This is a genomic window from Actinospica robiniae DSM 44927, from assembly GCF_000504285.1.
Lineage (GTDB): Bacteria > Actinomycetota > Actinomycetes > Streptomycetales > Catenulisporaceae > Actinospica > Actinospica robiniae.
In genome coordinates, this window is record NZ_KI632511.1 from 9,447,217 (window position 1) to 9,461,044 (window position 13,828).

At 72.3% G+C, this 13,828-nt stretch carries 12 protein-coding genes; 8 read left to right on the top strand and 4 right to left on the bottom strand.

Translation table 11 applies throughout. The features are described 5' to 3' along the window. Nucleotides 1–68: 68 nt before the first annotated feature. Together ACTRO_RS40530 and ACTRO_RS40535 are read left to right on the top strand one after the other, a co-directional pair. Nucleotides 69–899: a class I SAM-dependent methyltransferase gene (locus ACTRO_RS40530; RefSeq protein WP_034271769.1), complete on the top strand. Its 831-nt coding sequence runs from the start codon at nucleotides 69–71 to the stop codon at nucleotides 897–899. Between the two features lie 47 nt (nucleotides 900–946). Continuing rightward, on the top strand, nucleotides 947–1,414 hold the full coding sequence (locus ACTRO_RS40535; RefSeq protein WP_157436720.1) for a hypothetical protein: 468 nt from the start codon (nucleotides 947–949) through the stop codon (nucleotides 1,412–1,414). Here ACTRO_RS40535 and ACTRO_RS40540 read toward each other — a convergent pair. Together ACTRO_RS40540 and ACTRO_RS40545 are read right to left on the bottom strand one after the other, a co-directional pair. Continuing rightward, a complete protein-coding gene (locus ACTRO_RS40540) occupies nucleotides 1,404–3,107 on the bottom strand; it encodes an FAD-binding oxidoreductase (protein WP_084316908.1) in 1,704 nt (567 codons plus the stop codon). The two genes, ACTRO_RS40535 and ACTRO_RS40540, sit on opposite strands and share 11 nt — an antisense overlap. Nucleotides 3,108–3,236: 129 nt before the next feature. Further along, complete coding sequence (locus tag ACTRO_RS40545; RefSeq protein ID WP_034271773.1) at nucleotides 3,237–4,043, bottom strand: NRDE family protein; 807 nt, start codon at nucleotides 4,041–4,043, stop codon at nucleotides 3,237–3,239. A gap of 170 nt (nucleotides 4,044–4,213) precedes the next feature. Between ACTRO_RS40545 and ACTRO_RS40550 the strand changes: the two genes are divergently transcribed. The 4 genes from ACTRO_RS40550 (at nucleotide 4,214) to ACTRO_RS40565 (ending at nucleotide 10,108) form a co-directional block, all read left to right on the top strand. After that, nucleotides 4,214–4,939: an SCO2525 family SAM-dependent methyltransferase gene (locus ACTRO_RS40550; protein WP_034271775.1), complete on the top strand. Its 726-nt coding sequence runs from the start codon at nucleotides 4,214–4,216 to the stop codon at nucleotides 4,937–4,939. A gap of 78 nt (nucleotides 4,940–5,017) precedes the next feature. Further along, nucleotides 5,018–6,010, top strand: a complete 993-nt coding sequence (locus tag ACTRO_RS40555; protein ID WP_157436721.1) for a hypothetical protein — start codon at nucleotides 5,018–5,020, stop codon at nucleotides 6,008–6,010. Next, entirely contained in the window at nucleotides 6,007–6,636 is a 630-nt protein-coding gene (locus tag ACTRO_RS40560; RefSeq protein WP_034271779.1) for a hypothetical protein, read from the top strand. Before ACTRO_RS40555 ends, ACTRO_RS40560 begins: the two co-directional genes overlap by 4 nt. Nucleotides 6,637–6,877: 241 nt before the next feature. Further along, nucleotides 6,878–10,108 carry an AfsR/SARP family transcriptional regulator gene (locus tag ACTRO_RS40565; RefSeq protein ID WP_051452155.1) on the top strand — a complete coding sequence of 1,077 codons (3,231 nt, stop codon included), beginning with the start codon at nucleotides 6,878–6,880 and terminating at the stop codon, nucleotides 10,106–10,108. A gap of 15 nt (nucleotides 10,109–10,123) precedes the next feature. Here the strand turns inward: ACTRO_RS40565 and ACTRO_RS40570 are convergent, their stop codons facing one another. After that, nucleotides 10,124–10,987: an ABC transporter permease gene (locus ACTRO_RS40570; RefSeq protein ID WP_034271781.1), complete on the bottom strand. Its 864-nt coding sequence runs from the start codon at nucleotides 10,985–10,987 to the stop codon at nucleotides 10,124–10,126. After that, nucleotides 10,984–11,940 (bottom strand): daunorubicin resistance protein DrrA family ABC transporter ATP-binding protein, encoded by a 957-nt coding sequence (locus tag ACTRO_RS40575; RefSeq protein WP_034271783.1) that lies wholly within the window; start codon nucleotides 11,938–11,940, stop codon nucleotides 10,984–10,986. Before ACTRO_RS40575 ends, ACTRO_RS40570 begins: the two co-directional genes overlap by 4 nt. 230 nt (nucleotides 11,941–12,170) lie before the next feature. On the opposite strand from ACTRO_RS40575, the gene ACTRO_RS40580 reads away from it, so the two are divergent. Together ACTRO_RS40580 and ACTRO_RS40585 are read left to right on the top strand one after the other, a co-directional pair. Next, complete coding sequence (locus ACTRO_RS40580) at nucleotides 12,171–13,193, top strand: Ppx/GppA phosphatase family protein (RefSeq protein WP_169740023.1); 1,023 nt, start codon at nucleotides 12,171–12,173, stop codon at nucleotides 13,191–13,193. Nucleotides 13,194–13,272: 79 nt separating this feature from the next. Beyond that, nucleotides 13,273–13,791, top strand: a complete 519-nt coding sequence (locus ACTRO_RS40585) for a SigE family RNA polymerase sigma factor (protein ID WP_034271785.1) — start codon at nucleotides 13,273–13,275, stop codon at nucleotides 13,789–13,791. Nucleotides 13,792–13,828: the final 37 nt, after the last annotated feature.

Genomic DNA, 13,828 nt, shown 5'->3' on the forward strand with positions numbered 1-13,828 from the left:
GGTCCCGCGTTCGGTAGAGTCCGAGGACGGGAGTGATCACCAAGCTGGGCAAGGAAAGAGGAGTCGCAATGTCCGAATACGAGGCCGGGACGGACTTCGACGCGGAGGAGCGGCGGATCTGGGCGGGCCGGGCCGAGGCGTTCCAGGCCGGCTTCGCCAAGCTCTGCGCGCACACGGCGTGCGCGCTGCTCGACGCGGCGGCCGTCGGCCCCGGCGTGCGGCTGCTGGATGTGGGGACCGGGATCGGCACGGTCGCGGCCGCCGCGTGTGACCGCGGTGCCGAGGTCGCTGCCGTGGACGCGGAACCCGGCATGGTCGAGCTGGCCCGGCGCAACGCCCCGGCTGCGGACGTGCGCGAGGGCGTGCTGCCCGGCCTGCCGTTCCCCGCCGGAAGCTTCGATGTGGTCGTGGCGAACTTCGTGGTCAACCACGTGGGCCGGCCCGCCGCGGCCGTGGCCGCGATGCGTGCGGCCACGCGGCCGGGCGGGCGGGTCGCGGCGACGATCTGGTGCGCCCCGGCGGGACAGGGCCATGAGCTCTTCGATCGCGCCGCCGAGGCCGCCGGCGCGCAACCGCCCGCGAGCCTGCCGCGGATCGCTTCGGAGTACGACTTCCCGCGCACTCCCGAGGGTTTCGCAGGGTTGTTCACCGCGGCCGGCCTGGCCGACGTCAGCTGCGAGACGCTCAGCTGGGACCATCTGGCCGATCCGGAGGAGTGGTGGGGCGGTGCCGCGGCCGGAGTCGGCATGATCTCGCAGAAGATCAGCAGGCAGGACCCCGACACGATCAAGCGGATCAAGGCGGCCTACGACGAGTTGACGCACGAGTTCGTCGGCCCGGACGGCCGGCTCGTACTGCGCTATCACGCGCTGTTGGCCGCCGGCCGGGTCGAGAGCTGAACGGGGGCTCTTCACACGATATTCGATACCTGCGATGGTGGGGCACCGTGACTGAAAATCCGATGCGACCGCCGCTGAGGTTCCGCAACACCTACCGCTGGTATTGGTGGGGGTTCTTCGCTTTCCTGCTGGCAGGCGACGTGCTGAGTCTGCTCTCCCACCCGTCGCTCGGCTACGTCCTGTACAGGCAGATTCCGCCTGTCTGCGTGGGATTCCCGGTATGGCGCATGAGCTCGGTCGGAGTGGAAGAGCGCGGGGACCGACTCCTGATCCGCAATGTCCGCAAGACTCATACGGTGTCAGTGGACGCCATCGAAGGGTTCGACGTCGCTCGGCTGCGGGGCGGCAAGCAGCTGATCGTGCGCGTGGTGACCGCCGGCGGGCGCATTCCCGTGGATCTGCTCACCACCAGCCGTCCGAGCACCCGGGCCGAGTGGACCCGCTTGGAGAGCCGCTGCCGCGAGCTCTCCGGCTGGCTGCGGGACCGTCAGCAGGCTGATCAGCTCAGGGGATGATCGACTGGGCGTGGTGGAAGACGTTGCGCGGATCCCACAGCCGCTTGGCCGTCCGCAGCCGCTGGTAGTTCTCCTTGTAGTAGAGCCGGGGGTACTTCGGTGCCCGGTCCGTCGCGACGCCCAGGTCGATGTCCGGGTAGTTGACGTAGCACCCGTCCGTGTCGCGGTCGTGGGTCGCGTCGCTGATCTCGGGCACGCCGCCGGTGGGGCTGTATACGTCCGCGTAGAAGGCCTTCATGAACTTCAGGTGGGCCTCGTCCTGGGCGGGCATGGTCCAGTACGTCTGGTACTGCAGCTTCATGATCGAGTCGCGCTGCGGGACGGCCGTGGCGGTCGGGGAGACGGCGTTGGTGCGGCACCCGTAGGAGTCGACCTGGCACAGGGTCTGGGTCAGGTCGGCGTTCGGGTCGTCCTTGGTCAGCCAGTACCAGAGCGCGTCGATCTGGTGGTCCGTGAAGGGCTTGCGGTGGTAGGCGGACTTGTACTTGCCGCGCTGGTTGGGCCCGGAGCCGTTGACCGTCATGGTCTCCTGGAACCAGGGCATCTGGCGGCGCTTCTCCGCGGCGACCACGAAGTCGGCCCCGGAGCCGGCCGCGCCGTCGGTGAGGGCGATCGGCTCGGTCTGCAGGCCGTCCTGGATCGCGGCGAGGTATTCGTCCAGGGACGCGGTCTCGTCCCGCATCCAGTGGCTGGACAGGCCGAGGTTGCCGTTGGTCTTGTGGGTCAGCTTCAGGATGCTGAACAGGTCCTGGTAGACCGGCTCGTCCGGGCCGCTGTGGGCGGCGAAGAACTCGCCGAAGTTCTTCAGCAGCCGGCGGAAGTCGTTCGGGCGCTTGAGGATCTCGGCCCAGGGCCAGGCGATGGAGCTGAGCCAGACCCGGGCCGGCGGGGTGGGCAGCGCGCTGGTGAAGTAGTAGCGCAGGACCATGCCGAAGTTGCCGCCGCCACCGCCGGTGTGCGCCCAGAACAGCTGTCCGGTGGGGGAGTCGGCCGGATCCGAGCGGTGTGCGCTGGTCACCCGGACCTGGCCGTTGCGGACGGTGACGACGTCCACCTGGACGAGGTAGTCGACGATCAGGCCGTTGCGCCGGGAGAGCACGCCGTACCCGCCGCCGCAGATGTGGCCGCCCACGCCCACCGAGTAGCACGAGCCGCCCGGCGCGGTCACGCCGTACTTGCGGAACAGCTGGCAGTAGACGTCCCAGTTGGTGGCGCCCGCTTCGACGCAGTACGCGGCGTGCCCGTACTTGTCCCGGCTGCTCGTGACGCCCTTCATCGTGCTCAGGTCGAGGATCGCGCCGCCGGTGTTCTCGACGAAGTTCTCGTAGCAGTGGCCGCCGCCGCGGATCGTCGGCCGCAGCCCGCGGCCGAGGGCCTCGCGCAGCGAGCCCACCGCGCTCTGGTCGTCGGTGATCAGCTGGATGTAGCGCGGCTCGCTGGTGAAGCGCTGGTTGAACCCCTGGCTGAGGGTGTCGTACCGGCCGTCGCCCGGCAGCACGCGCAGGTTGCCGAACCGGCCCGCGGCTTCGGCGGCGCCGATGGAGCCGACGGCGTTCTCGGCGTCGAGACGCTCGAGTTCCGGAGCCTGCGCGGCCGAGGCGCTGGTGATCCCGGTGCCGCTGAGGGCGGTCCCGGCCGCCACGGTGCCGGCGGCGCGGCGCAGCAGTCCTCGACGTGAAACCTGGCGACCCATGTGTATACCGCCTTTTAGTCCAGATAAATCACCTATCGACTATTCGATCACGGAGATTAGCAATCCCTCGGACGGCCGAGGCCCCGACACTCCGGCCGCCCGGCGCGTCGGGCGCGGCGCGCGGTCGGCTTATCGGATCGTCGGCCGGGCCGCGTCGAGTACGGTCGTCCAGCCGTCGGCCTCCTCCCGCACGGCGCGGAAGTCGTAGCGCGCCCGGTCGCGGCTCAGCGCCACCAGGCTGACCGAGGAGGACCCGGCCAGCCGTCCGCCGAACTCGGCCCGCACCAGCAGCGCCCGCGGGTCCTCGAATGCGAGGCCGGCGCCGTCCGCGAGCGCCAGCCAGCCGCCCCAGACCTCCGCGACCGTTCCGGCCAGTGGCTCCGGCCGGTCCGCCGCGGCCAGCAGCGGGCGGAAATGCGCGATGCGTGCGTGCATCTGCTGCGCACCCGGCCCTTCGGCGCCGGGGTCGGCGCCCTCGAGCCCGCAGTTGACGACGAAGTGCAGCCCGGGCGCCAGGACGCGGCCGGTCAGACGCTCCCCGTCCCAGCTCCAGATCCGAGCCGAATCCGGCGTCACGCACACCAGGTGGAACGGGTCGTAGCGTTCCACCTCCACTACCTGACTCAGCTCGGGGTCGAGCTCTGATTCCGCGGCGCGGGCGGCGTAGCGCAGCGGCAGCTCGCCTCGGGACAGCCGCGTCTCCTCGGGCGCGTGCCGGCCATGCCCGTTGAGCACGCAGACCGCACGCGGCGCGCCGGGGTCCACGGCCAGCCAGGTCCCGCCCGCCAGCAGGTCCTGGCCGCCGACCAAGTCAGGCCACTGCGGCCAGTGCGGCCCCGGGCCGACCCAGGGGCGGTCGAGCTGCTCGTCGCGCACGCCGATGAGGAGCACGGGGACGCGGGATCCGGGATCGAAGTCGAGAACGACGGTGCACATGAAGCCATTTCAGCACGGCCCGACGTCGTGTGCGATCACCTCGATCGACCGGGCGCCGGGTGCGGCCGTGTCGAGTTCGGAAAACCGGTCAATCAGGATTCTGATTGCTGTGCGGCTGATGCCGCCGCAATACTCTTTATTCGAGTACTCATTCGATATCGAGGAGCCTCATGGCCGCCAACGCGGACTACGACTGGAACGCGTTCGACGCCTGGGACTACGTGGCGCTCAACTATGCCGAACTGCGGGAGGACGACCGGCGCATCCTCGAGCTGACCGCAGCCTTCTTCGCCGCCCGCGGCATCGATCCCGGTTCCCGCGCGGTCGACGTGGGCACCGGGGCCAACCTCTACCCTGCGCTGGCCATGCTGCCGTTCTGCAGCCGGCTGAGCCTGCTCGACTTCTCCGATGCGAACATCGCATGGTTGGGTGATGAGGTGATTGGCTATTCGGAGAACTGGAACGCATTCTGGGATGTGCTCCTGCGCTCCGAGCCGTACCGGTCGATCGACGATCCGCGTGCCGCGCTGCGCGAGCGGGCGGTGGTGCGACGGTGGAACATCCTCGAAGACGGCGGACGGCAGTGGGATCTGGGCACGATGTTCTTCGTCGCCGAGTCGATCACGGCCGAACCGGCTGAGTTCCAGTGCGCCGTGCGCAACTTCGGCGCCTTGCTCAAGCCCGGCGCGCCGTTCGCGGCCGCGTTCATGGAGAGCTCCATCGGCTGCGTGATCGGCGGGCGCATGTTCCCGGCGGTGGGCGTCGACGAGGACGCGGTGCGGGCCGTGTTCAAGAGCCTGAGCGACGACCTCGTCCTCTACCGTCCGGACGAAGGCGTCGAGCCGCTGCGCGAGGGCTACACCGGCATGATTCTGGTCCACGGCACGATGCGTTAGCCGCTGCCAGGCTCGATTCCCTCGGTGTGGCGTGCTCACTTTCGGAGAATTCTCAGCAAAGTCGGCGACGATGGCAGCATGACGATGCCCAACGCCCTGTCTCGCGCGGTGCGCGGGGGCGCTCCGTCTAGCTCCCCCGACCAAGGTGCGGCGCTGAGCTGGCGCCGCCGGCTCCAACTGGTGCTGGCCGGACTGTGGGTGCTGGACGGGCTGCTCAAGCTGCAGCCGTTCATGTTCACCAAGAGTTTCGCGCCGATGACGCTGGGTGAGAGCCTGGACGGCGCGCCCGGCTGGCTGGCCAGCCCGATCCGCTGGGCCGAGCGGATCGAACAGGGCCACTCGGTCAGCACGATGATGGCGTTCGCGCTCATCGAGCTGGCGATCGGCTTCACCATCGCCTGGCCGCGCACGGTCAAGCTCGGGCTGGCCGGCTGCATCGTGTGGGTGCCGTTCCTGTGGTTCTTCGCGGAAGGGCTCGGCGGCCTCGCCTCCGGCAGCCCCAGCCCGCTCGACGCGCCCGGCGCGTCCATCCTCTACCTCGTGCTCGCGGTGCTGCTGTGGCCGGTCGAGCGCACGGAGCGCAGCGAGGCCGCGCGCTTCGTCGGCGTCCGCGCGGCGCAGGCGGTGTGGGTCGTGCTGTGGGGCCTGCTGGCCTTCCTCGCGTTCCTGCCGGCCAACACCACGCCCGGCGCGTTCTCCGACGCGATCGCGGAGAACGTCGACGGCGCCCCGTCCGGCTACGCCTCGCTGCTCAACCACGCCACGAGCGCGGTCAACGGGCACGGCCACGCCATCGGCATCCTGCTCGGGATCGCCTTCATCCTGGTCGCGCTCAGCGTGCTCGCGCCGTGGCCCGCGGTGACCAGGGCCGGCATCGTCCTGGCCGTCGTCCTCGCCACGCTGATCTGGGTCTTCGCCCAAGGGCTGGGCATGCCGTTCCAGGGCATGGGCACCGACCCGGACGGCGGACCGCTGCTCGCGGTGATCGCGCTCGCCTACTGGCCGTCACGACGACCGGCCGCCGACGCCGCGGCCGCCGCGGCCGCCCTCCCCGAAGGAGCCGCCGCGTGAACGCCCCGATCTGGCTCTCGACGCTGCTGAGCGTCCTCATGGTGGCCGTGGCCTGCGCCGCACTGGTGCGTATGGTGATCGCCGGCGGCTGGCGCCGCGCGGTGGACTACGAGACCGAGGGGCTGCACCTGATCGCCGGGCTCGCCGCCGCCGGGCTCATCTCCGCCTGGGCGGGCACCCTGCCGCGGCCGGCGTGGACGGTGGTGTTCGTCGCGGCGGGCGTCTACCTGGCCGCGCGCGCCTGGCGGTCCTGGGCCGACGTGAAGGTGCGCCGTCCGCTGCTCGGCGGCCTCGCCTGCTGCGTGGTGCTCGTCTACGCGCTCACGGCGGACGTGCGGCCCTCCGTGATCCACGGATCGACCGCCGGAAGCTTCGCGATGCCGGACATGATCCTCGACCAGACCGAGCGCTTCCCCGCCCTCGGGCTCGCGCTGGTGGTGGCCCTGGCGTTCGCCGCGGTCGCGGCTGTGAACCGGGCCGGCATGACGCCGCGCCCCGAGCCGCAGCCCGCGATCGGCGGCCCCCAGGACGGCGCCGCGGTCCTGCTCGCGCCCCGCTTCGTCACCCTCAGCCGCGTCCTGCTGTTCGTCGTGCTCGCCTTCGCGATCCTGAGCAAGATCGTCTGAGTCTGCGGGACGGCCCGCGCGAGGTGGGGCTGCCCTAAACTGAATGGTCGTCGATCGTCCGCCGCGGAGGAGTCTGGATGCCGCCTCACCTGCGCGCGGGGTCCGGGGTGTCCCCGGCGTGGGGCCTGGGGCCGTGCCCCAGAGACACACAGGCAGCCGTGCGCTCGGCGCAGGCCCGCACCGTAGCGGAGCGTAGGGGGCCGAAGTGAGCGCGTCCAGGCTGGGAGTTTCGATTCTTGGCGTGCTTGAGGTGCGCGACGGCGACGGTGCGGCGGTGGCCGTCGGCGGGGCGCGGCTGCGTGCGCTGCTGGCCAGGCTCGCGCTCGATGCCGGGCGGGCGGTGAGTGCCGGCGCGCTGATCGACGCGCTGTGGGACGAGGAGCCGCCGGACGGCGTCGCGAACGCGCTGCAGTCGCTCGTCTCCCGTTTGCGCCGCACCCTGGGCGACCCCGACGTGGTGGCCTCCGTACCCGGCGGGTACATGCTCGCGGTCCCGGACACCGCGGTCGACGGCAACCGGTTCGAGGCCATGGCCCGGCAGGGGCGCGACGCGCTCTGGGCCGGTGACGCCGAGGCCGCGCGGCACGGGCTGCGCGAGGCGCTGGCGCTCTGGCGCGGTCCGGCGCTCGCCGAGTTCGCCGACGCCCGCTTCGCCGCGGCTGCGGCGGCGCGGCTCGAGGAGCAGCGGCTGGTGGCGCTGTGCGCGCGGGTCGAGGCCGATCTGCGGCTCGGGCACGTGCGCGAGGTCGTGCCCGAGCTCGAAGCGCTGGCCGTCACGTACCCGCTGCGCGAGGACATCGCGGCGCTGCTAATCAGGGCTCTGCATGCGGCCGGGCGGCAGTCCGACGCACTCGGCGCGTACGACCGGATCCGCGCCGCCCTGGCCGAGACGCTGGGCGTCGACCCGTCTCGTCAGCTCGCTGATACGCATCTCAAGGTGCTGCGCGACGAGCCCGTCGCCCACTCTGGGCCGGCACCCGCAAGCCGACAGCCCGGCAACCTTCGCAGTAGCCTGACCAGCTTCGTCGGGCGGGCCGAGGAAATGGCCGGGATCGGGCGGCTGCTGCGCGATTCCCGGCTGGTGACGCTCGTCGGTCCGGGCGGCGCCGGTAAGACCCGCCTGGCCTGCGAGGCCGCGGCGCGGGTGGTCGAACCCGGCTCGGATCAAGGCCCTGCCTCGGGCGGCGCCTGGCTGGTCGAGCTGGCCCCGGTCACCGATCCGGCCGAGGTGCCGCAGGCCGTGCTCACCGCGCTCGGGCCGCGCGAGACCAGGGTGATGGGCCGCGACCAGCAGGCCTCGGCGTCTCGCGACGTTCCGACCCGGCTGACCGACCTGCTCGCCGACAAGAACCTCGTGCTCGTCCTGGACAACTGCGAGCACCTGCTCGACGCGGTAGCGGGCCTCGCCGACCATCTGCTCGGGCGCTGCCCGCGCCTGCGGATCCTCGCGACCAGCCGGGAGCCGCTGGTCATCCCGGGCGAGAACATCTATCCGGTGCCGCCGCTGGGCCATCCCGCGGACGGCTGCGCCGTGGCCGAGGCTCTGGCGTACCCGGCGGTGCGGTTGTTCGCCGACCGCGCCGTCGCGGCGGCGCCAGGGTTCTCCGTGGACGAGGCGAGCCTGCGCTCGGTCGTGCAGATCTGCCGCCGCCTCGACGGGCTTCCGCTCGCCATCGAGCTGGCCGCCGCCCGGCTGCGCACCCTGCCGGTGCAGGTCGTCGCCGCGCGGCTGGACGACCGGTTCCGGCTGCTGACCGGCGGCAGCCGCACGGCGATGCCCCGGCACCGGACCCTGCACGCCGTGGTCGCGTGGAGCTGGGAGCTGCTCGACGACGCGGAACGGGCGCTGGTCGAGCGCTTGGCAGTGTTCCCCGGCGGGATCTGCGCCCGCTCGGCCGCGAGCGTGCATGCCGCCCCGGAGCACGAGATCCACCGCCTGCTCTCAGCCCTCGTCGACAAGTCTCTGCTCGAACCGGTGGGCATGACCGCCGACGGCGATCCGCGCTACCGGATGCTCGAGACCATCCGCGAATACGGGATCGAACAACTCGCCGGCTCGGGCCTGCTCTCCGGGGTACGCGCCGCGCACGCGCGCCATTTCCTCGAGCTGGTCGAGGAATCCGAGCCGCATCTGCGTCGGCGCGAGCAGCTGGTGTGGCTCGACCGGCTCGCGGCGGAGCGCGACAACATCCTGGCCGCGCTGCGCTTCGCCATCGACGAGGGCGACGCGGACACGGCCGTGCGGATGGCCGCCGCGCTGGTCAGCTATTGGATCTTCGGTGGCGAACACGACGAGGGGATGGTCTGGCTCGGCCTCGCGTTGTCCGTGCCGGGCGCGTCGCCGGCGCCGGCCCACGCCGTCTGCCGGATCTACCACGCCGCGACCGTCCTGTTCAGCGAGCAGCAGTGGACCGAGATGGCGGTGGTGCTGCGGGACGAGCTGAACGCGGTGCTCGCCGGTCCGGCCGCCGGCAGCGGGCATCCGCTGATCGCGCTGGCCGAGCTGCTGGTGCCGATGATCGAGAACGACCAGGCCGGGGTGGTCGCGGCGCACCGGCGGCTGACCGATGCCGCGGACCCGTGGGTGGCCGCGGCGGCGCACCTGCTGTCCGGGATGGCGGCGGAGAACGCGGGCGACGTGGACGGGCAGCGGGCGGATCTGGCCGAGGCGCGCGCCAGGTTCGAGGCGCTGGGCGAGCGGTGGGGCCTGGCGGCCGCGTTGAACGGCCTGGCCTCGATCGCCACCAGCGACGGCGATCCGGCCGAGGCGCTGCGCCTGCACGACGAGGCCCTCGCGCTGATGCGGGAGATCAACGCGGCCGACGACCTGGACCAGGCCCAGGTCGTGCGCGCGACGCTGCTGGCCCGTTCCGGTCAGCTCGACGAGGCCCGCGAGCTGCTGGAGCAGACGCTGGAGGCGGGGCGGCGCAAGGGCTCGGGCCGGATCGTCTTCCTGGCCCGGCAGGTGCTCGCGGAGCTGGCCCGGCTGACCGGGGACGTCGAGGGCGCCTGGGCGCACCTGCGCGCCTCGGACGACGAGCGTGGCGGGCGACGGACCGGCCCGCCGCAGGTGGAGGCCACCCGCGAGATCTGCGCGGCGTACCTGCACTTGGCCGCCGGGGAGCTCGAAGCCGCACGGGACCGCCTGGACCAGGCCGTGCGGGACGGGCGTGAGTCCGCTGATATGCCGGTTCTGGCACGGGTGGCCGTCGGCGTGGGCGGCTACCTGGCCGCGTCCGGCGACGAGCAGCGCGCCGCCGAGGTGCTGGGCATCGCAGCCGGCCTGCGCGGCGTGATCGACCGCAGCGACGTGGACCGCAAGCGGCTCGAGGCCCGGCTGCGGTCCGGCCTGGGCGACGCGGCCTACGATCAGGCCTTTGCGACCGGCCGGGAAATGCCGAGGGAGCAGGCGCAGGAGTCGCTCACGCGACTCCTGCGGCCCACTCCCCTCCGCGGCGTATCGCGGCCCTGACACTCACGCCAGTGCTCAGGCATTACGCCGGTAGGCCCGCATCGCCAGCGGCATGAACACCGCCACCAGGCCGACGCTCCAGACCGCGGTCCACAGCAGGGGATCGGCGATCGGGCCGCCGAGGAACAGGCCCCGGCTGGTGCTGGCGAGCTGGGTGATCGGGTTGACCTTGACGAATCCCTGCATCCAGCCGGGCAGCGTCGAGGAGCTGACGAAGGTGTTGCTGCCGAAGCTCAGCGGCAGGACCAGCAGGATCATCAGGCCCTGCACCGCGCCCGGCGTGCGCACCAGCATGCCGAGCCAGACCGAGACCCAGCTGAGCGAGAGCGCGAACCCGACGGCGACCAGGCAGCCGGCGATGGCGAAGAGCGGGTTGGTCTCGATCCGGAAGCCCATGGCCATGCCGGTGGCCAGGGTGACCACGGTGACGATCGCGTAGCGGGCGATGTCGGCCGCGACGGCGCCGATCAGCGGCGCGGCCCGCGGGATCGGCAGGCTGCGGAAGCGGTCGAACACGCCCTTCTCGATGTCCGTGTTCAGATTCACGCCGATCGCCGTGGCGCCCATCGCGATGGTCTGCGCCAGGATTCCCGGTAGCAGGAACTGGAGATAGGCGTGCTGCTTCCCGGCGCCCGCGATCGCCCCGCCGAACACGTAGGTGAACAGGGCGAGGAAGATGATCGGCTGGAGTGTGACGTCGACCAGCGCCTCCGGCGTGCGCATGGTCTTGATCAGGCTGCGGTGGGCCAGCGCGAGGCTGTGGCGCACCAGCGCGTAGCGGCGCGGCCGGCGCTCGGAGCCCGCGGCCCGGGGGAGCGGGACGGCGGACGGCGCCTGCGGTGCCGGCTGCTCGAGGTTCAACGGCTGGGTGCCGCTCATCGCGCGACCTCCTCGGTGTCCACGGCCGTGCGGCCGACCAGGGTGAAGAAGACCTCGTCGAGGCTGGGGAAGTGCAGCGAGAGCTCGGCCACCGAGATGTTCTCGGCCGCGAGCCGGGCGACCACCTGCGGCATCGCCGCGTCGCCGGCCACCGGCACGGTCAGCACGCCCTTGCGCAGCGACTCGGGGGCCTTCGTCCCGACCGCCGCGAGGATGACCCGGACGTCCTCGAACCGGTCCGGGTCGGTCGGCTGGACCTCGAGCGTCTGCCCCCCGATCACCCGCTTGAGGCCCAGCGGCGTGTCGTGCGCGATCACCCGGCCGTGGTCGATCACAGTGACCTCGTCGGCCAGCGCGTCGGCCTCCTCGAGGTACTGCGTGGTCAGCAGCACGGTCGAGCCCTCGGCCACCAGCGAGCGCACCACGCCCCACATGTCCTCGCGCTTGGCCGGGTCGAGGCCGGTCGTCGGCTCGTCCAGGAAGATCACGCTCGGGCGTCCGACCAGGCTGGCGGCCAGGTCGAGGCGCCGCCGCATGCCGCCGGAGTAGGTCTTGGCCGGGCGCCCGGCCGCCTCCGTCAGGTCGAACCAGCGCAGCAGCTCCGCGGCCCGGGCCTTGGCCTCGCGCCCGGTCAGGTCGAGCAGCCGGCCGATCAGCACCAGGTTCTCGGTGCCGGTCAGGTCCTCGTCGACGGACGCGTACTGCCCGGTCAGGCCGACCAGCCGGCGCACCTTCTCGGCATCCTTGACGGTGTCGTAGCCGCCGACCCGGGCCGAACCGCCGTCGGCCCGGCTGAGGGTGGCGAGGATGCGCACCGCGGTGGTCTTGCCGGCGCCGTTGGGCCCGAGCACCGCGTGGACGGTGCCCGGCCTGGCGGTGAGGTCGACCCCTTGGAGGGCCTTCGTCTCACCGAAGTGTTTGACCAGGCCCTCGGCCTCGATCGCGTAGCTCATGGAGGTGGTCCCTGCTCCCGATGGTGTCCGGCCGCTCCAGCGGCCATGAGGAGAGCATGGCCGCGGGTGTTGACAGGCCGCTGACGGATCGCTGACAGGCCGGCCGGGCCGCTGACAGCGGCTGACACCGGCTGACAGCGCCTGTCAGCGCCGTGCCGCAGGGAGCGGAAACCGGCCGGATCCGGGCCCCGGCGGCGGATCCGCGCCGGAGAAGCGCTAGATTGGGCAGAGTGCGTCTAGGAATCCTCGATGTCGGATCACAGGGCGCGCATCTCGACGTACTTCGCCTGCGCCCCGGCCGGCCCGTGCAGCCGCTGGCCGTGGTCAAACGCCCCACCGGTCTGGCCCCAGCCCTGGACACCGACGGCACGATCGCGCCGGACGGAGTCGAGCGGCTGATCACGGCGATCGGCAGTTCGGTGCGCGCCGCGCGACGGGCCGGGGTGCGCGAGATTTTGGCCTACGGCACCTCGTCGATCCGTGACGCCCCGAACCGCGAGGACGTGATCGAGCGCGTGGCCGACGCCTGCGGCATCCGGCTCGGCTTCCTGTCCGGCGAGTTCGACGCGCGGCTGACCTACCGCGGCGCGCTCGAGTGGGCCGGCCCGTCGACGGCGAGCCTGTTCGTGGCCGACCTCGGCGGCGGCACGCTCGAGCTGGCGGCCGGGGACGCCGAGGGGGCCGGCTGGGCCGTCTCGCTCCCGCTCGGCGCCGGACTGCTCACCCGTACCCGGCTGCCCGGCGACCCGCCCAAGTGGCGCCACGTGGAGAGCCTGCGGGAGCGGCTGGCCAAGGAGCTGGCCGCGGTCGCCGACGCGCCGCGGCCGCACGTGCCCGCCGACGCGCTGATGCTGGCCACCTCCAAGACCTTCGCCCAGCTGGCCGCGCTGACCGGGGGCTTCGACTCGGACGGGCGTCCGGCGGTCACCCGGCGGGCCGTGCGCAAGCACATCCCGCGGCTGGCCGAGATGTGCTGCGCCGACCGCGCCCGGCTGGACGGGGTCTCGGCCGGCCGCGCGCCGCAGATCCTGGCCGGGGCCGTCGTCGCCGAGGCGCTGATGATGGCGTTCGGGATCAGCATGCTGACGGTGTGTCCCTGGGCGCTGCGCGAGGGCATCGCACTGACCTACCGCCTGACGCTGGACGCGGACCACGGCGACCGCGCCGCCCGCAAGGAGCTCGGCCGCGGTCCGGTCGTCCACCTCCTCGACGCCCTGACCGGCCTGCGCGCCGCCCTGGGCGCCCGCGTCTGACCCGGATCCGGGACTCGCGCGCCGCTTGGCATAGCGGCGCGGGGTCCGCGGAGTCTTGTAGGGGCAGGAAGGAGGGGCGATGGAGGAAGCCGAGGAACGCGAGTTCCGGCATTACGTGCTCGCGCGCCGCGACACGCTGCTGCGCGAGGCCTATCTGCTGACCGGAGACGGGCACCTGGCCGAAGATCTGGTGCAGACGGCCCTGGCCAAGGCCTATGTGGCCTGGCGCAGGGTGGCGGCGGCGGACTCGCCGGACGCGTACGTCCGCAGGATCCTGATCAACGCGCACCATTCCGTCCACCGCCGCCAGCGGGTGCGGGAACTGCTCACCGGCTCGGTGCCGGAGGTGTTCGCACCGGTCGGCGGGCAGGCCGATCCGGCGTCGGTGGAACGGTTGGACGTCATCAGGGCTCTGCTGGCACTGCCGCTGCGCCAGCGCACCGCGGTGGTGCTGCGGTACTGGGCGGACCTGCCGGAGGGCCAGGTGGCGGCGGTGATGGGCTGCTCGGTCGGCGCGGTGCGCAGCCAGGCCCACCGCGGGCTGGAGCGGCTGCGCGCCGAGCCGGCCGTGCGCCGGCTGGCTCCGGGGAGGGTGTGAGGGTTCGATGATCGAACACGAGCATGAAGACAATGTA